The 21,634-nt window shown below is 57.3% G+C and carries 20 protein-coding genes; all 20 read left to right on the top strand.

Annotation, left to right across the window (positions count from 1 at the left end; translation table 11 throughout):
* Positions 1–28: 28 nt before the first annotated feature.
* On the top strand, positions 29–2,716 hold the full coding sequence (gene alaS / locus ACMXX3_RS07715; RefSeq protein WP_421084149.1) for an alanine--tRNA ligase: 2,688 nt from the start codon (positions 29–31) through the stop codon (positions 2,714–2,716).
* Positions 2,717–2,744: 28 nt separating this feature from the next.
* Complete coding sequence (gene ruvX, locus ACMXX3_RS07710) at positions 2,745–3,260, top strand: Holliday junction resolvase RuvX (protein ID WP_421084196.1); 516 nt, start codon at positions 2,745–2,747, stop codon at positions 3,258–3,260.
* Entirely contained in the window at positions 3,253–4,473 is a 1,221-nt protein-coding gene (gene mltG / locus ACMXX3_RS07705) for an endolytic transglycosylase MltG (RefSeq protein ID WP_421084148.1), read from the top strand. The genes ruvX and mltG overlap by 8 nt, the downstream gene beginning before the upstream one ends.
* On the top strand, positions 4,474–5,400 hold the full coding sequence (locus tag ACMXX3_RS07700) for a shikimate dehydrogenase (RefSeq protein WP_421084147.1): 927 nt from the start codon (positions 4,474–4,476) through the stop codon (positions 5,398–5,400). It abuts the gene before it with no gap.
* Positions 5,401–5,502: 102 nt separating this feature from the next.
* Positions 5,503–6,717 (top strand): chorismate synthase, encoded by a 1,215-nt coding sequence (gene aroC, locus ACMXX3_RS07695; protein ID WP_421084146.1) that lies wholly within the window; start codon positions 5,503–5,505, stop codon positions 6,715–6,717.
* Positions 6,718–6,719: 2 nt separating this feature from the next.
* Positions 6,720–7,334, top strand: coding sequence for a shikimate kinase (locus ACMXX3_RS07690; protein WP_421084145.1), 615 nt, complete (start codon positions 6,720–6,722; stop codon positions 7,332–7,334).
* 2 nt (positions 7,335–7,336) lie between these two features.
* Positions 7,337–8,431 (top strand): 3-dehydroquinate synthase, encoded by a 1,095-nt coding sequence (gene aroB, locus ACMXX3_RS07685; protein WP_421084144.1) that lies wholly within the window; start codon positions 7,337–7,339, stop codon positions 8,429–8,431.
* A gap of 210 nt (positions 8,432–8,641) precedes the next feature.
* On the top strand, positions 8,642–9,205 hold the full coding sequence (efp, locus tag ACMXX3_RS07680) for an elongation factor P (RefSeq protein ID WP_237188238.1): 564 nt from the start codon (positions 8,642–8,644) through the stop codon (positions 9,203–9,205).
* Between the two features lie 5 nt (positions 9,206–9,210).
* Positions 9,211–9,621 (top strand): transcription antitermination factor NusB, encoded by a 411-nt coding sequence (nusB, locus tag ACMXX3_RS07675; protein ID WP_421084143.1) that lies wholly within the window; start codon positions 9,211–9,213, stop codon positions 9,619–9,621.
* A gap of 181 nt (positions 9,622–9,802) precedes the next feature.
* The gene (gene pyrR / locus ACMXX3_RS07670) at positions 9,803–10,414 is read left to right on the top strand and encodes a bifunctional pyr operon transcriptional regulator/uracil phosphoribosyltransferase PyrR (protein WP_421084142.1); all 612 of its coding nucleotides are present in this window, start codon (positions 9,803–9,805) and stop codon (positions 10,412–10,414) included.
* Between the two features lie 3 nt (positions 10,415–10,417).
* The gene (locus ACMXX3_RS07665; RefSeq protein WP_421084141.1) at positions 10,418–11,401 is read left to right on the top strand and encodes an aspartate carbamoyltransferase catalytic subunit; all 984 of its coding nucleotides are present in this window, start codon (positions 10,418–10,420) and stop codon (positions 11,399–11,401) included.
* Between the two features lie 18 nt (positions 11,402–11,419).
* On the top strand, positions 11,420–12,730 hold the full coding sequence (locus ACMXX3_RS07660) for a dihydroorotase (RefSeq protein ID WP_421084140.1): 1,311 nt from the start codon (positions 11,420–11,422) through the stop codon (positions 12,728–12,730).
* Between the two features lie 25 nt (positions 12,731–12,755).
* Complete coding sequence (locus ACMXX3_RS07655) at positions 12,756–13,283, top strand: hypothetical protein (protein WP_421084139.1); 528 nt, start codon at positions 12,756–12,758, stop codon at positions 13,281–13,283.
* Between the two features lie 50 nt (positions 13,284–13,333).
* On the top strand, positions 13,334–14,497 hold the full coding sequence (carA, locus tag ACMXX3_RS07650) for a glutamine-hydrolyzing carbamoyl-phosphate synthase small subunit (protein WP_421084138.1): 1,164 nt from the start codon (positions 13,334–13,336) through the stop codon (positions 14,495–14,497).
* A 14-nt stretch (positions 14,498–14,511) separates the two neighbouring features.
* The gene (gene carB / locus ACMXX3_RS07645; RefSeq protein ID WP_421084137.1) at positions 14,512–17,817 is read left to right on the top strand and encodes a carbamoyl-phosphate synthase large subunit; all 3,306 of its coding nucleotides are present in this window, start codon (positions 14,512–14,514) and stop codon (positions 17,815–17,817) included.
* 1 nt (position 17,818) lies between these two features.
* Positions 17,819–18,670: an orotidine-5'-phosphate decarboxylase gene (gene pyrF / locus ACMXX3_RS07640; RefSeq protein WP_421084136.1), complete on the top strand. Its 852-nt coding sequence runs from the start codon at positions 17,819–17,821 to the stop codon at positions 18,668–18,670.
* 234 nt (positions 18,671–18,904) lie between these two features.
* Complete coding sequence (mihF, locus tag ACMXX3_RS07635; protein ID WP_421084135.1) at positions 18,905–19,219, top strand: integration host factor, actinobacterial type; 315 nt, start codon at positions 18,905–18,907, stop codon at positions 19,217–19,219.
* 9 nt (positions 19,220–19,228) lie between these two features.
* Positions 19,229–19,801 carry a guanylate kinase gene (gene gmk / locus ACMXX3_RS07630; protein WP_421084134.1) on the top strand — a complete coding sequence of 191 codons (573 nt, stop codon included), beginning with the start codon at positions 19,229–19,231 and terminating at the stop codon, positions 19,799–19,801.
* A gap of 165 nt (positions 19,802–19,966) precedes the next feature.
* Positions 19,967–20,353: a DNA-directed RNA polymerase subunit omega gene (gene rpoZ / locus ACMXX3_RS07625; protein WP_237188222.1), complete on the top strand. Its 387-nt coding sequence runs from the start codon at positions 19,967–19,969 to the stop codon at positions 20,351–20,353.
* A gap of 12 nt (positions 20,354–20,365) precedes the next feature.
* On the top strand, positions 20,366–21,634 hold the full coding sequence (gene coaBC, locus ACMXX3_RS07620) for a bifunctional phosphopantothenoylcysteine decarboxylase/phosphopantothenate--cysteine ligase CoaBC (RefSeq protein WP_421084133.1): 1,269 nt from the start codon (positions 20,366–20,368) through the stop codon (positions 21,632–21,634).

Genomic DNA, 21,634 nt, shown 5'->3' with positions numbered 1-21,634 from the left:
GACACCAAAACGAAGGAAGAAAGCCTCGATGCTCTCACAGGAAATCTCAAAGCGCTGGATCGAATTCTTTGAAAAGCGTGGGCACACAGTTGTTCCCTCAGCCTCACTGGTCTCCAACGAACCCGGTGCCATGTTCACCATCGCTGGTATGGTCCCCTTCATCCCCTACTTCCTGGGTCGCGAGACCCCTAAGTTCTCCCGCGCAGTGAGCGTCCAGAAGTGCATCCGCACCCTTGACATCGACGAGGTCGGTAAGACCGCCCGCCACGGCACCTTCTTCCAGATGGCCGGTAACTTCTCCTTCGGCGACTACTTCAAAAAGGAAGTTATCCCCTGGGCTTATGAGCTGCTGACCACCTCTATCGAAGACGGCGGCTACGGCCTTGACCCCGAGCGTCTTTGGGTTACCGTCTATGAGGGCGACGACGAAGCCTACGACATCTGGGTCAACGACTTGAAGTTCCCCGCCGAGCGTATCCAGAAGATGGGCATGGCCGAGAACTACTGGTCAACCGGCCAGCCCGGCCCCGCAGGCCCCGACTCTGAAATCTTCTACGACCGCGGCCCCGAGTACGGTAAGGAAGGCGGCCCCGCAGCCGACGACGACCGCTACATCGAAATCTGGAACCTGGTCTTCATGCAGTACCAGCGCGGTGAAGGCACTGGCAAGGACAGCTTCGAGATCCTGGGTGATTTGCCCAAGAAGAACATCGACACCGGCCTGGGTGTAGAGCGCCTGGCTATGCTCCTGCAGGGTGTTGAAAACTTCTACGAGACCGACCAGGTCCGCCCCGTCCTGGATGCCGCAGCCAAGCTCTCCGGCAAGAAGTACCACGGCTCAGAAAACGCTAATGATGAGGGCTACGAGGACGACGTCCGTATGCGCGTGGTTGCCGACCACATCCGCTCCTCCCTCATGCTTATTGCTGACGGAGTCACCCCCTCCAACGAGGGCCGTGGCTACATCCTGCGCCGTCTCATGCGCCGCGCTATTCGCGCTATGCGCCTGCTGGGTGTGACCGAGCCCTGCCTGCCCGTCCTCTTCCCCGCCTCTAAGGACGCTATGGCCGGTGCCTACCCCTACGTTGCAGAAGACTTTGAGCGGATTTCCCGCATTGCCTACGCCGAAGAGAAGGCCTTCCTCAAGACCATTGAGTCCGGCACTGCCCGTCTGGAAGAAGCAGTAGCTTCTGCCAAGGCCGCAGGTAAGGCAGAGGTGTCAGGTGCTGACGCTTTCGCCCTGCACGATACCTATGGCTTCCCCATCGACCTGACCCTGGAAATGGCTGAAGAAGCTGGCGTGAAGGTGGATGAAGCCCAGTTCCGTGCCCTCATGGAGGAGCAGCGCCACCGCGCCCAGGCAGACGCTAAGGCCAAGAAGGGCGGCATGGCCGACCTCTCGGTCTTCCGAGAGCTAGCCGATGAACGCGGCTCCGTTTTCACCGGCTACGACGAACTGCGTACCGAAACTACCCTGCGGGCCATCCTGGTGGATGGTGTTTCCGTCCCCGCAGCTACCGCAGGTCAGAAGGTTGAAATTGTCCTTGATGAAACCCCCTTCTACGCTGAAGCAGGTGGCCAGGCAGCCGATACTGGCGTCATTTCTGGCAACGGTTTTGTCATTGACGTTTCAGACGTCCAGCAGCCCGTCAAGGGCCTGTCCGTCCACCGCGCTGTGGTGCGTGAAGGTGAAGTAGCTGTCGGTTCTGCCGTCCTTGCCCAGGTTGACGTTCAGCGCCGTCAGGATGGCGAAAAGGCCCACTCCGGCACCCACATCATCCACGCTGCCCTGCACCAGGTCCTGGGCAAGGAAGCAACCCAGCGAGGCTCCTTCAATAAGGAAGGCTACCTGCGCTTCGACTTCGCCTGGGGCGAGGGTCTTTCCGACGCTGCCAAGCAGGAAGTCGAAGAAGTTGCCAACGTAGCTATCCGCGATAACTTCGAAACCATCACCCGGGTCATGCCCCTGGCTGAGGCTGAAAAGCTCGGCGCAACCATGCTCTTTGGTGAGAAGTACGGTGATACCGTCCGCGTGGTCGAAATGGGTGGCGAATTCTCCCGCGAACTCTGTGGTGGTACCCACGTCGGGTCAACCGCTCAGATTGGCTCTCTGACCCTGCTCACCGAAGCATCCGTCGGTTCCGGTAACCGCCGCGTAGAAGCCCTGGTTGGTTTGGACTCCTTCAACCACCTGGCAGCTGAACGAACCCTGGTCAACCAGCTGACCGGTCTGATGAAGGTCCAGTCATCGGCTGACCTGCCCGAGAAGATCAACCAGACCCTGACTAAGCTCAAGGAAGCTGAAAAGGAACTGGCCAAGCTCCGCAAGGAAAAGCTCCAGGCAGAAGCCGGGAAGCTGACTGAAACCGCTGAAATGGTCGGTGCCGTCCGCACCCTGTTGCACAATGCAGGTGAACTCGACGGTAACGCCGTCCGTGAACTGGCCCTGGACTTGCGCTCCCGCCTGGGTGAAGAGGCCGCTACTGTCGCTGTAGCAGGCGTCAATAATGGTCGTCCTGTCGTCCTGGTTGCCACCAACCAGGCAGCCCGCGACGCGGGTGTCAAGGCCGGTGCCCTCGTCCGAGTGGCTGCCGGTGTACTCGGCGGTGGCGGTGGTGGCAAGGACGACGTCGCCCAGGGCGGCGGTCAGGATGCCACCAAGATTGATGAGGCATTCACCGCAATCCGCTCAGCAATTTCCGAGCTGGGAGCCTAACCCAGTGTCATTTACCAGAGGCCGCCGCATGGGGGTCGACGTCGGAAATGCCCGCGTCGGCCTTGCCCTGTGCGACCCCCACGGCATACTCGCAACCCCGCTCAAAACCCTGCGCCGGGATCTGAAGAAGAACTCTGACCGGCGGGTCCTTCGAAAGCTTCTTGAAGTAAACGAAGTGACTGAGGTGTTTGTGGGACTTCCTAGAACCATGCGCGGTGGGGAGAGCCCATCAACTCAGATGGCTCGCGAGTATGCCCAGGCCCTGGCGAATGAGCTAGCTACGGAAGGAATTGACCTTCCCATCTGGCTGGTCGATGAACGGCTGACCACTGTCAGCGCCCATCGGTCGCTGCATGAAGCAGGAGTTTCAAGCAAAGACTTTAAAGCAATGGTCGATCAGGTAGCTGCGGTCAATATTCTGCAACATGCCCTCGATACCCTCAAGGCTGGCCAGCATCTAGCTGGAGAGCGGGTTCATCTTGAACCTGCCGACCAGACTTCCACCGCCCTCCCTACCGACGAAACGGAGAACCCGAATGACTAACAGCTCGAGTTCTAGCCGCCCGCCGCGCAAACCCCGTACCCAGAACCAGCAAACTGACCTTGAAGGTCTGTTGGGGGCCTCGGGGGACGAGGGGTTCGATTCATTCTTTGCTGCAGGAGCTGAGGATGATTTCAACCAGGAGGAGCGGGAAAAGACCCGTAAACGCAGTCGCAATTTTGTGATTTCAGCGGGTTTAGTCTTCCTTGTGGCCCTGGTGCTGGTTGTTGCGATTATCAGCCCCCGATTGGGCTGGTTTGAGCGCAAGGATTATGCGGGTGATGGTAACGGCACCGAAGTGACCTTTACGATTCCTGAGGGTGCTTCCGTCATCGGTATCGCCAATTCCCTGGAGGAAGAAGGCATTATCGCTAACTCCAGCCGCTTCATCGAAGTTTACGGTGAGACTGCCCCTGATGTTTACTTCCAGCCAGGGGATTACAAGCTCCAGGAAGAAATGAGTAGCTCCTCTGTGCTCAATGAGCTGCTTCGTTTCGAAGAGGCCAACACCAACTATGTTGCTGTTGCCCGTACCTGGCGCATGGATAAAACCTTCGAGGCTCTAGCTACCGGTACTGGTATTAGCTCCCAGGAGTTTAAGAGCCTGGCCAATGATCCTGCCCGCTTTGGGGTTCCCTCCCAATTCCCGACCCTCGAGGGCTTCCTCTACCCGGGAGAATATCGATTCCCCAAGGACGCTACTGCTGAAGAAATTCTGCAGACTATGGTTGATAAAACCAAGAAGCAGCTAGAGGCGGTTGGCGTTTCTGGGGACGACCGGATTTTCCATGTGGTAACTGTTGCATCCATCCTCGAATTTGAAGGCATGGAAAAGGACTACAGCCCTATTGCTGGGGCAATCGAGAACCGACTGAATAATCCGGATGGTGAAACCAGCGGCTACCTGCAGTCTGACGCTACAGTAGCCTACGGTCTGGGTATTCAGAGTTACCATATCTCTACCGAACAGAAAAACGATAAGTCCAACCTGTACAACACTTTCTACTACAAGGGCCTGCCCGCCGGTCCCATCGGTTCTCCTGGTGAAGCTGCTATCAAGGCTGCAGCTGATCCTGAAGAGAATGACTATTACTTCTGGGTAACTGTCGATTTGTTCACCGGTGAGACCCTCTTCGCTGAGACCTATGCTGAACATCAGAAGAACGTCAAGGTGTACGAGCAGTTCTGTGAAGACCATGAGGATGTCTGTCAGTAAATGAGCATTTCAACCCAGGTGTGCCCCAAGGCTTTTGTCTTGGGGCATCCCATTAAGCACAGTAAATCACCCCTGCTCCATCGGGCTGCCTACAGGGCAATGGAGCTTGAAATGTCCTATGAGGCTCTTGACACGACCGAAGACCAGCTGGGTTCGGTCTTTGACCAGCAGGGGGCTGACCGGCCTGTCCGGGGTTTTTCAGTGACTATGCCCCTCAAGAGTGCTGTGAAAGAGTATCTCGATGAGTTGACCCCCTTTGCCCAGGCAGTTGGCGTCGTCAATACCGTCTACTGGCAGTCGCATGAAGCGGGGTCTGTGAGAGCTTATGGGCACAACACCGATGTGTCGGGAATTGTCAATGCCCTGGGCCAGACTGGCTACACTGGGCCTGCTGTTCACCCGGCCATTATCGGCGGGGGAGGGACGGCAACAGCTGCCCTGGCTGCCCTCCGGTGTATGGGTGCCACCTCCGTGACCGTATACGTTAGAGATCCAAACCGGGCTGGGGCGGTTCGGGCGGTTGCTGACCGTCTAGGGGTTGTTCTTGAGTTTCAGCAGCTGACGGGCTTCACCATGGGTTACTCCCTCCATGACGTCGTCATTTGCACCCTGCCCTCGGGTGCGGCAGATACCCTCTTGCAGGGAGCTGCTGAGCACCCGGCAGGAACCCTCCTGGATGTCTCGTATGATCCTTGGCCCTCAGTTCTGGCTGCTGAATGGGAGACCCGCAATGGTTCGGTGACGAGTGGCCTTGAGATGCTGATGTACCAGGCCGTTGACCAGGTCAAGCTCTTTACCGGCCACCAACTCCAGCAGGATCTACCCCGGCAGGACGCTGTGCTCAGGGCTATGCGGGAAGCTGTGGGTTTGCCTGCCTCTGACTATGTTCCCCAGAAGATTTGGGAACCTAGCCTGCTCACCATATAAAAAGATTTCTCCCGAATGATGAACCCCTGGTTTGCTATCGGGGGGTATTTTTGGAAATCTTAGGGTAAGAGAAGACCCTAGAACTTGTAAAGAAGGTTTGAGATGCTGCGATGGCTGACCGCCGGTGAATCACACGGCGAAGCTCTGGTCGGAATCATTGAAGGTGTACCTGCCGGCGTTGAACTTACTAGCGAGATGGTTCGTGATGCCCTAGCCCGCCGTCGACTGGGCTACGGCCGAGGCGCCCGTATGAAGTTTGAAGAAGACCGGGTCCGCATCCTCGGCGGTGTCCGTCACGGTAAGACCCAGGGTGGCCCCGTCGCTATTGAGATTGCAAACACTGAATGGCCTAAATGGGTTGATGTCATGTCGTCCGACCCGGTTGACCCTGCCCTGATTGAGGGCCGGGCCCGCAATGCTGCCCTGACCCGGCCCCGTCCTGGTCATGCTGATTTTGCCGGTATGCAGAAGTACGGTTTTGATGAATCCCGCCCTGTTCTGGAACGGGCAAGCGCCCGTGAAACCGCAACCCGAGTAGCTCTCGGTGTTGTTGCTGCCCAGATTCTGAAGGCCCTCAGTGTTGAGCTCGTTAGCCACACCACCTCGATTGCTGACACTGCTGCGCCTGTGGACGCGCCGCGTCCGACTCCCCGCGACGTCGATTACCTGGATGCCGATCCCCTACGCTGCTTCGACAAGGCTACTTCTGAGGCTATGGTCGCCACCGTGGATAAGGCCCATAAGGACGGCGAAACCCTGGGCGGTGTCGTTGAAGTTCTGGCTTACGGCCTGCCCCCGGGACTGGGTTCTTACGTTCACTGGGACCGCCGCTTAGATGCCCGCCTGGCTGCAGCTCTCATGGGTATCCAGGCTATTAAGGGTGTTGAGGTAGGCGACGGCTTTGAAACTGCTAAGCGCCCCGGCACCCGGGCCCACGACGAGATCGTCCCCGGCGAGAACGGCGTCCAGCGGGTTTCTAACCGAGCCGGCGGCATCGAAGGTGGCATGACCATCGGCGATTTGCTGCGCGTGCGAGCTGCCATGAAGCCAATTGCAACCGTCCCCAAGGCCCTGGCCACTATCGACACGTCAACCGGTGAGGTCGCCCGGGCCCACCACCAGCGCTCAGATGTTTGTGCTGTGCCCGCAGCTGGTGTTGTTGCTGAAGCCATGGTCGCCCTGGTTTTGGCAGAAGCTGCCCTTGAAAAGTTTGGTGGCGATAACATCGTTGAAACCCGCCGCAATATGGACTCTTACCTGGCAGCTATCCCCGAATCTCTTGCCTGGGAATCCAACGTAGCTGGGTGGGACGCCTAACTATGCCCAACCGGTCACGTACCCACGCGATCGATATGACGGAGGCTCTTGGACCCAACCAGGTGCGCGAGGTGCAGGAAACCTATATCGAACGAACCCGCCCTGTGGTCATTATTGGGCCCATGGCGGCGGGTAAGTCATATATAGGAACCCACCTGGCCCGCTTCTACGGGTACGAGTTCCTCGATTCTGACCACCTTATCGTTGAGAAATACGGTGAGGTGGCCCAGCTGTTTTCAGACCTGGGGGAGGCAGAGTTCCGCCGGATAGAGGCCGAAGTGATTCGGGACGTCCTGACCTCCCCGGCCCGCCGAAACACTATTTTCTCCCTGGGTGGGGGAGCGCCAATGACCCCTGAGGTTGCCCAGATGTTGAAGGACGAAACCGTTATCTACATCCAGGTGGACGCTGAAACAGTTGCCCCCCGGATTCAAAACAGCAAAACCCGTCCTCTGCTCCAACCCAACCCTGTTGAACGATGGACGGCAATTTTTGAAGACCGTCGTGAACGGTATGAGTCCTTGGCCAGCTATACCCTCAATGCTTGCGGAGGGCGCGGAATTGCCGACATGGCCGCTGAAATTCAAAACTTCATTATCTCCCAACGGAAGGGGTAAGCGTGAGTAGCGTAGCCAACACCGTCATACCTGTAACCGGTTCCCAGCCGAGCGAGAACTACGATGTTCTGGTCGGCCACAACCTCCTGGGCGAAATTCCAGGTATTTTGGGCAACCGAACCCAGCGTATCCTCGTGATCCACCCCCGGGCCTTACGCTCCACAGGCGAGCTGGTCATGGAGCAGATGAAGGCTGCCGGGTATGAGGCTTACTCAGCTGAAATCCCAGATGCAGAAGAGGGCAAGCACATCCAGGTAGCTGCTTTCTGCTGGCAGGTTTTGGGGCAAAACGACTTTACCCGCACTGACGCTATTATCTCTGTCGGCGGCGGCGCAGTTACTGACCTTGCAGGTTTCGTCGCGGCTACCTGGCTGCGCGGGGTCAAGGTTATTCACATCCCCACAACTCTCCTGGGTATGGTGGACGCCGCTGTCGGAGGAAAGACCGGCATTAACACCGCAGAGGGCAAGAATCTGGTGGGGGCCTTCCACCCGCCAGCTGCGGTTCTCTGTGAGCTGGGAGTGCTGCGGACCCTGCCCCAGCATGAGCTTCTCACCGGAATGGCAGAAGTCATTAAATGTGGTTTCATTGCTGACCCTGTGATTCTGGATCTGATCGAGAAGAATTCTGCCGATATTCGTGATTCTCAGTCTGATGTTGTGCGCGAACTGATTGAACGATCCATTCGGGTCAAGGCTGAGGTTGTGTCTGAGGACTTGAAGGAAAGTGGCCGCCGGGAGTTCCTCAACTACGGCCATACCCTAGGCCATGCTATTGAACACGCTGAGCGTTACCAGTGGCGCCACGGGGCTGCCGTTGCTGTTGGCATGGTCTTCGCAGCAGAGCTATCCCTGGCTGCCGGCTACCTGGATGAAGCTGCCGTCGAGCGGACCCGCTCAATCTGCACCGCCCTGGATCTGCCCACTACCTACCCGGCTGACCGCTGGCCGAAACTCTTAGAGACCATGCGCCGCGATAAAAAAGCCCGAGGCAATATGCTGAGGTTCGTTGTTCTAGAGGGCTTAGGCCGTCCTCGTATCTACGAGGTGCCTGATGACTCTATCCTCTTCATGACCTACCAGGAAATCGCAAGCTAAATCAGCGAAGGTTACTAACCGGGAAGAAGCTACCCCTTATCTCAGGGGTAGCTACTGCTGTTTTCTGGGGAAGAAGGTAAGAAGCGCTAGGGTGTGAAACACGCCAAGATACCTGCCAAACCCTTCCGGAACCCGGTAGACTGTTCTACGGTCTACTGCGGAAATCTTTCCGCACTGCTTATTGAAAACTAAACTATTGAGGAGAGTCTCTTGGCTACTACCGCAGATATCAAGAACGGTGTCGTACTCAAGATTGACGGCAACCTGTGGTCCGTCATCGAATTCCAGCACGTCAAGCCCGGTAAGGGTGGCGCCTTCGTCCGCACCAAGCTGCGCAACGTCACCTCAGGCAAGGTAGTCGACAAGACTTTCAACGCTGGCGCCAAGGTTGAAACTGCAACCGTTGACCGCTCTGACTACCAGTACCTCTACCAGGACGGCACCGACTACGTCTTCATGGATATGAAGACCTACGACCAGATCAACGTATCTGAAGTTACCGTCGGTGACGCTGCAAAGTACATGCTCGAAAACCAGACCGCAACCATCGCAATGCACGAAGGTTCCCCCCTCTACATCGAGCTGCCCGCTTCTGTCGTCCTCGAAATCACCTACACCGAACCCGGCCTGCAGGGCGACCGCGCAACCGGTGGCACCAAGCCTGCAACCGTCGAAACCGGTGCTGAAATCCAGGTTCCCCTCTTCCTCGAGACCGGCACCAAGGTCAAGGTAGATACCCGCACCGGCGACTACCTCGGTCGCGTTAACGACTAATTACCGTGCATTCAAGAACCAAAGCTCGACTTCGTGCCCTCGAAGTCCTATTTGAGGCAGACCAGCGCGGGGACGACATCATGGATGTTCTTTCCCGGCGCCGGGTCTATACCTCAGCGCAGATTTCCCAGTATTCCGAACAGATCGTCCGTGGCGTCCGTGACCACGATGAAGAAATCCGGGAATACATTGAAACCTACGCCCAGGACTGGACAATGGACCGCATGCCCAGCGTTGATCGGGTAGCCCTCCGCTTGGGCGCCTGGGAACTCCTCTTTAACGATGAGATCCCCGACGCAGTTGCCATTTCTGAAGCAACCGGCCTGGTTCGTCTGCTTTCTACCGATGACTCCCCGAAGTTCGTCAATGGATTGCTCGACCGCCTCCGTCAGGTCAAGCCCACCCTGCTGGCCTAATCGGTAAATTTTCTCTCCCCCGTCAGGTAACTTTCCTGGCGGGGGAGTTTTGTTTCAGAGGTTAGGTTCCACATGACAAAACAGGGGTCATATACTGGGTGAGCTGGGGGAGGGCATGGTAAATTGTGGGGTGACAGCAACCTTTAAGTCCGTCCTGTGAGGCGGGGAAGGAGGCCGGCACATGACCGACACCACCGGTGTATCTGCCCCAAGCTCGGCTTATTACTCTCCACGAGTGATTCTTGAAGCCGCTGACATAGATCGAGCTCTCACCCGTATTGCTCATGAAATTTTAGAAGCCAATAAAGGTAGCGAAAACCTAGTTCTCTTGGGTATTCCGCGCCGTGGCTACCCCCTTGCTGAACGTCTTGCGGCAAAGATCGCCCAGACCGATCCAGCTTTCACACCAGCCCTTTCACTGGGACAGTTAGACATCACAATGTACCGTGATGATTTGCGCTCCAAGCCTGCCCGGACGCCTGAGCCTACCCGCCTGCCCGCCGTGGGTATTGACGGTAAGAATGTGGTTCTGGTTGATGATGTGCTCTATTCCGGCAGAACAATTCGAGCTGCCCTTGATGCCCTGAAAGATTATGGACGCCCGTCGGTCGTTCGCTTGGCTGTTCTTGTTGACCGGGGCCACCGCGAGTTGCCTATCCGGGCTGATCATGTGGGTAAAAATCTCCCTACCAGTTCAGATGAATCCGTTAGGGTACTACTTGAAGACTTAGACGGTGTCAGCGACCGGGTCATTATTGACACCGAATCCCGGGAAGACAGGGGAGAGAAGTAAGCCATGCGCCATTTGCTCGATACAAAAGACCTCACCCTTGACGAAGCCCTGAATATTCTGGATACAGCAGATTTCATGGGAGAGGTGGGCCAGCGGGAGGTCAAGAAGCTCCCCGTCCTCCAAGGCCGCACCGTCGTCAACCTTTTCTTCGAAGATTCAACTCGAACCCGCCTGTCCTTCGAGGCTGCAGAAAAGCGGTTGTCTGCTGACATCATCAACTTCTCTGCTAAAGGCTCTTCCGTCTCCAAGGGGGAGTCCCTGAAGGATACCGCCCAGACCCTAGCTGCCATCAATGCTGATGCTGTGGTCATTCGCCACTCAGCCTCCGGGGCCCCGCAGCGTCTAGCTGAGGCAGGGTGGATTGACGTGCCCGTCCTCAATGCTGGCGACGGAACCCACGCCCACCCCACCCAGGCCCTTTTAGACGCAATGACCCTGCGCCAATTCAAGAGCCAGGTGGACGGCGTCCCCACCCGCGGTTTGACGCTAGAGGGTATGCGGGTAGCCATTGTCGGTGATATTCTCCATTCCCGCGTAGCCCGCTCAAACCTCTGGCTGCTTCACACCCTCGGTGCGACGGTCAAGTTCGTAGCTCCGCCTACCCTGCTTCCGGTAGAGATCGAAAACTGGCCTGCAGAAATCTATTACAACCTCGATGACGCCATCGAATCAGGCGTGGACGCGGTCATGATGCTCCGAATCCAAAAAGAGCGCATGAACGCTGCCTTCTTCCCCTCCTCAGAAGAATACTCCCGGCTCTGGGGGCTCACCCCTGAACGGTTCTCACGCCTGGATTCAGCAGACCACGAAACAGCCATCTTGCACCCTGGCCCCATGAACCGGGGCCTAGAAATCTGCGCCGAGGCAGCAGATTCACCCCGCTCCTGGGTACTTCGACAGGTAACGAACGGCGTCTCCGTCCGAATGGCTGTCCTCTACCTGCTCCTGACCGGCGGCTCCGCTTCTGACTTCTATTCAGGCTCCTAACACTCAAGGACACGACCAATGACTGAAACTACCTACTTGATTAAGGGTGCCTCCCTTTTGGGAGAGCAGACCGCTGACCTCTTGATTCGTGATGGCATGATCGCCGAAGTTGGCCAGGGCCTTGAGGACGCCAGTGCCCAGGTGATTGAGGCAGATGGGCTCATTGCCCTCCCGGGCCTCGTTGACTTGCACACCCACCTGCGCGAACCCGGCCAGGAGGACGCCGAAACTGTTGAGACGGGCACCCGAGCTGCGGCCCTGGGCGGTTACACTGCCGTCTTTGCCATGGCCAACTCCAACCCTGTAGCCGATACCGCCGGTGTCGTTGAACAGGTCTTTGAGCTGGGCAAGAATTCCGGCTGGGTCAAAGTGCAGCCTATCGGCGCTGTCACCGTCGGCCTGGCAGGGGAGCGCCTCTCTGATATTGGGGCCATGGCTGAATCCCGCGCCCAGGTGCGGGTTTTCTCTGACGACGGTATGTGCGTCTGGGACCCGGCCCTCATGCGCCGTGCCCTGGAATACGTCAAGACCTTCAACGGGGTCATCGCCCAGCACGCCCAGGAACCCCGCCTGACCGTGGGAGCCCAGATGAATGAAGGAAAGGTTTCTGCAGAACTCGGGCTAGCTGGCTGGCCTGCTGTAGCTGAAGAGTCGATCATTGCCCGCGACGTCCTGCTTGCTGAACACGTCGGCTCCCGCCTTCACATCTGCCACCTCTCCACCAAGGGGTCAGTTGAAATTGTGCGCTGGGCCAAGGAACGCGGCATTAAAATAACAGCCGAAGTTACCCCCCATCACCTACTGCTGACCGACGAACTGGTCCGCACCTACGATCCTGTCTACAAGGTCAACCCGCCCTTGCGCACCGAAGAGGACGTGCTAGCCCTACGCCAGGCTGTTGCTGACGGAATCATTGACATCATCGGCACCGACCACGCCCCCCACCCGGCAGAATCCAAGGACTGCGAATGGGCCTGTGCCGCAAACGGCATGACCGGCCTAGAGCAAGCCCTGTCTATCATTCAGAAGACCCTGGTGGATACCGGCTACATCACCTGGGCCGATGTCGCCCGTATCATGAGCTCCAAGCCCGCTGAAATCGGCCTAGCTGCCGATCAAGGACGTCCTCTTGAAGCAGGGGAGCCGGCAAACCTGGTATTGGTTGATCCCGCCGCGACCCGCGTCATCGACCCTGCCACCCAGGCAACCAAGGGCAAGAACAACCCCTACCGCGGTCTAGAGGTTCCCGGTGCCGTTGTAGCCACCTTCTTTGGTGGTCACCCCACGGTACTTGAAGGAAAACTCAATACCCCCGTCTCCCAGGCCTAGCCCGGAACTCTGGTAGGAGAACATTGTGACTGAGAAGCTGATCCCCACCCTGATTCTTGCCCTGCTCTGCGTCCTCATTTTTTGGGCTATGTGGGCAGGATGGACGAGGCGAAAGGCCCGCCAGGCCGGGGTGGGTCAGCTTCCCGAGGTTCCTGCCTCTTACGAGGACGCCGAATCCCTGCTTGCAGTACCCGGTATCTATATAGCAACTACGGTCATGGGCGACTGGCTCGACCGTATTGCCACTCACACCCTCGGGGTGAAGGCAACTGGAACCTTCTTTGTCTTTGAGGACGGCCTGATCATCGCCCGCGACGGGGCCCAGGACCTTTGGATTCCCCAGAACGACATTATCGCCGTCCGCACAGAATCTGGAATGAGCGGAAAATTCGTTGAAAAGGATGGCCTGCTCGTCGTGTCCTGGAACCTCAACGGTCACCCCGTCGACACAGGGTTCCGTACCCAGTACGCCGCCGACAAGAAGTCCCTCACCCAGGCCCTTGCTCTCATCGCTCCCCATGCAGGAACTTCCCTTCCTGCCACCCAGCCCTAAGAATTGACCGGGAAACCGGAACCGACCACCCACCAACAGGAAGTGTGTGAATGTCCCACCAAGCACCCAACTCAAGTGCAGCCGTCCTCGTTCTTGAAGACGGAACCGTTTACCGCGGCGAAAGCTATGGCGCCCAGGGATCAGCCCTCGGCGAGGCCGTTTTTTCAACCGGTATGACCGGCTACCAGGAGACCCTGACTGACCCCTCCTACGCTGGCCAGATCGTCGTCCAGACGGCTCCCCATATTGGCAATACCGGCGTCAACACCGAGGACGCCGAATCTCGCAAGATTTGGGTATCGGGTTACGCCGTGCGCGACGCAGCCCGTCGGCCCTCCAACTGGCGCTCAGAGCGCTCTCTTGATGAAGAGCTGGTAGAGCAGGGCATCGTGGGCATTCAGGGGATTGATACCCGTGCCCTTACCCGCCACCTCCGCTCAGCTGGCTCCATGCGGGCAGGTATCTTCACCGGAGCTGAGGCTGAACTACCCGTAGCGGAACTCGTAGCAAAGGTCCAGGCCTCAGCAGAAATGAAGGGCCAAAAACTAGCAGATTCGGTGTCTATTGAGGAAGCATACACAGTAGAGCCTGCTGATCTGGGCTGGAAAGGCGAGGTTAAGGCAACCCTGGTAGCCCTCGATTTGGGTATCAAGGCCATGACTCCCAAGCGCTTTGCTGAGCGCGGTGTCCGCGTGCATGTCCTGCCCGCAACCGCTTCCCTCCAAGACATCACAGCCCTGAACCCCGATGGTGTCTTCTTCTCTAACGGCCCCGGCGACCCTGCAACCGCAGATGAGCAGGTAGCCCTGCTTCAGGACGTCCTTCGCACCGGCACCCCCTTCTTCGGCATCTGCTTCGGCAACCAGCTCCTGGGCCGGGCCCTGGGCTTTGGCACCTACAAGCTACCCTTCGGCCACCGCGGTATTAACCAGCCCGTCATGGACCGCACCACCGGCAAGGTAGAAATTACCGCCCAGAATCACGGCTTTGCCGTCGATGCTCCCTTGGACGGTGCAGTGACCGCACCAAATGCAGAATTTGGCCGGGTTGAGGTATCCCATGTGGGCCTCAACGACCAGGTCGTCGAAGGCTTGCGCTGCCTCGATATCCCCGCCTTCTCGGTGCAGTATCACCCCGAAGCCGCAGCCGGCCCCCACGACGCTGCCTACCTCTTTGACCGCTTTATCGACCTCATGCTCGAGAAGAAGAACTAAGGATTCCACCCACCATGCCCAAGCGTAACGATCTCAATTCAATCCTGGTCATCGGTTCCGGCCCCATCGTCATCGGTCAGGCCGCCGAGTTCGACTACTCCGGCACCCAGGCCCTACGGGTTCTCAAAGAAGAAGGCGTGCGCGTCATTCTGGTCAACTCCAACCCGGCCACCATTATGACCGACCCCGAGTTTGCCGACGCCACCTATATCGAACCGATTACCCCCGAGGTCATCGAAAAGATTATTGCCAAGGAAAAGCCCGACGCAATCCTCCCCACCCTCGGTGGTCAGACCGCCCTTAACGCTGCCATTGCACTTGATGAGGCAGGTATTCTCGACAAGTACGGTGTCGAACTGATTGGCGCCAATATCGAAGCTATCAACCTGGGCGAAGACCGTGAGGCTTTCAAGGGCGTTGTTGAACGCGCCGGTGGCGAGTCAGCCCGCTCCGTCATCGTCCACACCATGGACGAAGCCCTCGAGGCCGCCAAGGAACTGGGCTACCCCATGGTGGTTCGGCCCTCCTTCACCATGGGCGGCCTGGGATCAGGTATGGCCTACAACGAAGAGGACCTGCACCGCATCGCAGGTGCCGGTATCCAGTACAGCCCCACCAGCGAGGTTCTGCTCGAAGAATCCATCCTGGGCTGGAAGGAATACGAGCTTGAAATGATGCGAGATAAGAACGACAACGTGGTTGTCGTCTGCTCCATCGAAAACTTCGACCCCGTAGGCGTTCACACCGGTGACTCCATTACAGTTGCCCCTGCCCTTACCCTGACCGACCGCGAATACCAGAAGCTGCGCGATATCGCTATCAACGTCATTCGAGAGGTAGGCGTTGATACCGGTGGCTGTAACATCCAGTTCGCAATTGACCCGGCAACCGGCCGCGTCATCGTCATTGAGATGAACCCCCGTGTTTCCCGCTCATCTGCTCTGGCCTCTAAGGCGACCGGCTTCCCCATTGCAAAGATCGCGACCAAGCTCTCCCTGGGCTACACCCTGGACGAGATCCCCAACGATATCACCCAGAAGACCCCTGCTTCATTCGAGCCCACTCTCGACTACGTCGTGGTTAAGGTGCCTCGTTTTGCCTTTGAGAAGTTCCCCGCAGCTGATCCGACCCTGACCACCACCATGAAGTCGGTGGGAGAGGCCATGGCGCTGGGCCGAAACTTCACCGAAGCCCTGCAGAAGGCCATGCGTTCCATGGAGCAGAAGGGCTCCACCTTCCGCTTCGACAACCCTAAACTGGGCAAGGCCGAGCTGGCTGAACTGATTGAAAAGTCAAAGACTGCCACCACCGACCGGATTTTCCAGGTCCAGCGGGCTCTTCTGGCTGGTGCAAGTGTAGAGGAAATGTACGAGGCAACCGCCATTGACCCCTGGTTCCTGGATCAACTGGTGCTTCTCAACGAGGTGGCAGCTGAAATTGCCGCAGCAGGTGCCCTCAATGAGAAGACCCTCCGTCTTGCCAAGCGCCACGGCTTCTCAGATGCCCAGATTGGTGAGATCTTGGGTATGGACGAAGCCGTCGTTCGAGGCATCCGCCACGGCCTGGGCATCCGCCCAGTCTTCAAGACGGTTGATACCTGCGCCGCCGAGTTTGAGGCCTTCACCCCCTACCACTACTCCTCCTACGACCAGGAGGACGAGGTAGCCCACCACGACAAGCCCTCCATCATGATCCTGGGTTCAGGGCCCAACCGAATCGGTCAGGGTATCGAGTTTGACTACTCCTGTGTCCACGCCTCCATGGTGCTGCGTGAGGCCGGCTACGAGACTGTTATGGTCAACTGCAACCCTGAGACTGTCTCAACCGACTACGACATCTCAACCCGCCTCTATTTTGAGCCCCTGACCCTAGAAGATGTGCTTGAAATTGTTGAAGCTGAGCGTCGCACCGGTGGCCTGCTGGGCGTATTCGTCCAGCTAGGTGGCCAAACCCCGCTCAAGCTGGCCCAGGAACTCAAGGCAGCTGGAATCCCGATTCTCGGCACTTCACCTGAAGCAATCGACCTGGCTGAAGACCGCGGTGAATTCTCCCGCGTGCTCGAAGAAGCCGGCCTGATTTCCCCCAAGAACGGTACCGCCTACACATTCGAGAACGCTAAGAAAATTGCGGACGAGATCGGCTACCCCGTCCTGGTTCGCCCCTCCTATGTTCTTGGCGGACGCGGCATGGAAATTGTCTACTCAGAGGCCCAGCTTGCCCGCTACCTAGAGAACGCCACCGAGGTTTCCCCCTCCCAGCCTGCTCTGATTGATAAGTTCCTTGAGGACGCCGTCGAAATCGACGTCGATGCCCTCTTTGACGGAAAAGAGCTCTACCTGGGCGGCGTCATGGAACACATCGAAGAAGCAGGTATTCACTCGGGCGACTCCGCCTGCACCCTGCCCCCCATTACCCTCGGACCGGACATCATCGACCAGGTCAAGGAGGCAACCTACAAGATTGCCGCCGGCGTAGGTGTGCGCGGTCTGATTAATATCCAGTTCGCAGTGGCCTCGGAGATCCTGTATGTCATTGAGGCCAACCCCCGCGCCTCCCGTACCGTCCCCTTTGTCTCTAAGGCAACCGGTGTGCAGATGGCTAAGGCAGCTGCCCTGATCGGTACCGGGAAGAGCATTGCTGACCTCAAGGCCGAAGGCTACCTGCCGCAGGCTATGGACGGCGCCACCTTGCCCACCGAAACCGCAATCGCCGTCAAGGAAGCTGTACTTCCCTTTAGCCGCTTCCGCACCCCCGAAGGTGTAGTGGTTGATTCCCTGCTGGGCCCGGAAATGCGGTCTACCGGTGAGGTCATGGGCCTTGACCGCTATTTCGATACTGCCTTTGCTAAGGCAGAAGCATCAGCAGGTTCTAAGCTGCCCACAGAGGGTAAGGTCTTCGTATCTGTGGCCAACCGCGATAAGCGGAACTCCATCATCTATGTGAAGATGCTGCAGCAGCTGGGCTTCGAAATTGTCTCGACCGGCGGCACCGCCGAGGTCCTGCGCCGTAACGGCGTCAACTCCCAGGTAATTTCAAAGATTGCCGAAACCCCCGAGGGTGAACGCTCCATCGTCGATATGATTCGAGACGGTGAAATCGACCTGATTTTCAATACTCCCTCAGGTGGCCAGGCCCGAGGTGACGGTTATGAAATCCGAGCAGCTGCAACCTCTGTTGGTTGCCCGGTGATGACTACCGCATCTGAGTTTGGAGCAGCCGTCCAGGGTATTAACGCCCTTCGGGAATACGCCTGGGACGTGATGAGCCTTCAGGAACACGGAGCCTCCATCGAAGAAGCCCTCAAGGCCCGGGAGTCCTAGCATGACTACCAAAGGTTTTGGCGATCGCTTGGCAAATGCCATGGCAGAGAAGGGGCCCCTGTGTGTGGGAATCGACCCGCACCCAGCCCTGCTGGAATCATGGGGCCTCGCCGATAGCCCAGCGTCCTTACAAATCTTCGCTGACACCGTGCTAGAGGCCTGTGGCCCTGTAGCTGCAGCCCTCAAGCCCCAGGTGGCCCTCTTCGAGCGACACGGCTCTGCAGGTCTTGCGGTCTTAGAAAACTTCCACCGGGCCGCAGCTGACGCAGGGGTTCTGGTGGTAGCAGATGCTAAACGCGGGGATATCGGCTCCACTATGGCAGCCTACGCCGATGCCTGGCTGGGGGAGAAGTCCCCCCTCGCCACGGACTCGGTCACCCTCAGCCCCTACCTAGGGTTTGAATCCCTGCGTCCGGCCCTAGATCTTGCCCACCAGCAGGGGAGGGGAACCTTCGTCCTCGCCCTCACCTCAAACCCCGAGGGCAAGACTGTTCAGCATGTGGGCGGGCAACAATCAGTGGCTGGGTCCATTGTGAAGGTTGCCCAGGCCGAAAATGCCAAGCATTCATGGGACACGATGGGTCCCTGTGGACTGGTGGTTGGGGCAACTGTCCAAGATGCCCTGACCTCCCTTCAGATTGACCTGTCATCCTTCAATGGCCCCATTCTGGCACCTGGCTACGGAGCCCAGGGGGCCACAGCCCAGGATCTTTACCAGGTCTTTGAGGGCCTTGAAAAGCAGGTACTAGTCAATTCAAGCAGAGGGGTACTCTCTGCTGGAGCTGACCAAAACCATCTGCGAGCGGCTGCTGAAAAAGCCCGTGACGAGCTTATTTGGGCCCAAGGGGCATAATAAAAGCTGAAATTGGTGGGAAATCAATAGATTTCCCACCAATTTCCACTTTAAGGGGTGTCATGAGCAGGTAATACTCTTCCTCAACCAGGTCTGACATGCTATTTTGAGATTGTTGGTTCGCAGGAATAGTCCACATCTCTTTCCCCCAGCGATGCGCACAAGAGGTGGATCATTCACCAACAAACCCACCCTATTGCGCCGTTAGGCGTCTCGCACAGAAGGAATAGAACCATGCCCCTCCAGCCCCTCACTGAAGAACAACGCGCAGCTGCCCGCGAAAAGGCAAAAAAGGCCCGGATTACCCGCGCTGAAATTAAGGACGCTGTCAAAAATAAGAAAATCACTATCGCTGAAGTTCTAAAGCGAGCTGATGCTGACGAGGCAGTCGCTAGACTTAAAGTGACTGACCTGCTGACTTCCCTTCCCGGCGTCGGCGAGGTCCGCACCGAAAACATTCTCAAAGACCTTAACATTGCAGAGTCACGTCGCCTCCGCGGCCTGGGTATCCACCAGCGCAAGGCCCTGATTAACCTGCTCGATCGATAGGGGAAACCCATGGCAGACCAGAAATCTGCACCTAAGCTCACTGTACTCGCCGGCCCGACTGCTGTAGGTAAGGGAACCGTCTCTGCCTATATCCGGGAGAACTACCCCCAGGTGTGGTTTTCTGTTTCAGCCACAACCCGCGATCCCCGTCCCGGTGAGGTTGATGGAGTTCACTATTACTTCGTGTCTGACGAAGAGTTCGATTCGATGATCGAGAATCGGAAAATGCTTGAATGGGCTACCGTCCATAACTCCTATAAGTACGGCACGATTCGCTCCATGGTTCAGCAGCAGCTTGATGCAGGTAAGCACGTCTTCCTTGAGATTGATCTCCAGGGAGCCCGCCAGATTCGCAATGCTATGCCTGAAGCCCAGCTGATATTCCTTGCTCCCCCCTCGTGGGATGAGCTTGTCAACCGTCTAGTGGGTCGGGGGACTGAGTCCAAGCAGGAACAGGAAGCCCGCCTTGACACAGCGAAAATTGAGCTTGCTGCCGAGCCCGAATTCGACGTCACCGTTGTCAACGAAACCGTCGAAGAAGCCGCTGAAGAAATCGTTCGTCTGATGGGCTTGATCGATTAGGCAGACTGAGGCCTTCATTTGTCCAAGGGTGGTGAGATGCAGGGTATGGACCCGTATCTCACCGCCTTTTGCGTGACAAAAAATGACCAGGCAGATAGTATAGATAGAGTTTTATGCCGCCAGAGTCTTGGGCGGTAGCACAGTAGATTTTTAGATGGAGTAGAAGTGGCACACGCATACAACGATGAAGGCATCATCAATCCCAGCGCCGACGCCCTGATTGAAAAGGCTGAGTCAAAGTACGGTCTGGTTATTTTCGGTGCCCGTCGTGCCCGTCAGATCAACGCATACTATTCACAGCTGCATGAGAACCTTTACGATCATGTAGGTCCTCTGGTTGATGCAGAGCCCAACGAAAAGTCACTTTCTGTCGCCATGCGGGAGATCAACGAGGGTTTGATCGAGGCCCGTCATATCAAGGATGGCATTTTCGACGAGAATGGAACTCTTGTTCACGATGAAGAACAGAGCGCCTTCTTGTCAGATAGCGATTTCTACATCGACGAGCCTTTCGTTGAGTACGTCGATGCTGACGATGTCGAACAGGCTTAACCTAGACTCACCATGCGAGTAGTCGTAGGAATTGGAGGGGGCATTGCAGCGTACAAGGCTGCGATGCTCCTTCGCGTTTTTGGTAAAGCCGGGCATGAGGTCATTGCGGTCCCCACTGAAGCTGCTTTGAAGTTTGTGGGAAAGCCGACGCTTGAAGCCTTGAGCGGCAACCAGGTCTCTGTGGACGTCTTTGAGCGGGTTCCTGAGGTCAACCATGTCCGGCAGGCTGAAGAGGCTGATGCTGTGGTTATTGCGCCTGCAACAGCGGATTTGATGGCCCGGCTTGCAACGGGTCGGGCTGATGATCTTCTGACTGCTACCGTCTTGACCACCCACGCCCCTGTCATCCTGGCCCCGGCTATGCACACCCAGATGTGGGAGCACCCTGCTACCCAACATAATGTGGAGATTCTCCGGAGCTACGGGTATCACGTCATTGAGCCAGCTGTAGGCCGCTTGACCGGCCCGGATTCAGGGGTGGGCCGCCTTCCCGAACCCGAGGATATTTTTTCTCAGGCCCAAAAAATTCTGGGCTGGGATCAGGGGGCAGCAGATGAAACCCACATGCTTGCTTCTGACCAGGGGAATAAGCCCCTTGCCTCCCAGAGGGTGCTGATTACAGCAGGTGGTACTCGCGAGGCACTTGATCCCGTCCGGTTTTTGGGTAACCGATCCTCTGGTAAGCAAGGCATTGCACTTGCCCAAGCCGCCCGTGATTTAGGGGCAGAGGTTCACTTGATAGCTGCCCACATCGAGGTAGAGATTCCCCAGGGTCTAAGCCAGGTCACCAGAGTATCTAGCGCTGAGGAACTCAAAGAAGCCGTGTTTTCCCACCTAGGGGATACCGACGTCCTGGTGATGACGGCCGCTGTTGCTGACTTCAAGCCAGCAGAATATGTTACTGCCAAAATCAAAAAGACGGAGGATCCGGGGCAAGATCCCGTCATTCGCCTCGTCCGCAATCCAGATATTCTCAAAGAATCAGTGTTGTATCGGCAGGCCAACCCCGACGCTGCCCCCCACACTATCGTGGGTTTTGCAGCTGAGACCGGGGATGAAACCACATCGCCGCTGGACTACGGTCGGGCAAAATTAGCGCGAAAAGGGTGCGATTACTTGGCGGTCAATGCCGTCAGTGAGACGCTTGGATTTGGTACCGATACCAATACCATTACCCTCCTTGCAGCAGACGCTGGGACCGCCGCTGAGTTCAGTGGTAGCAAATATGACGTTGCCCGGGGGATTCTGCGTCATATTGCTCAACAGAAAAATACTTTTTAA

Source organism: Rothia nasimurium, assembly GCF_049068285.1.
Lineage (GTDB): Bacteria > Actinomycetota > Actinomycetes > Actinomycetales > Micrococcaceae > Rothia > Rothia nasimurium_I.
Note: the sequence above shows the minus strand (reverse complement) of the source record. Positions and strands in the feature narration are given on the sequence as shown.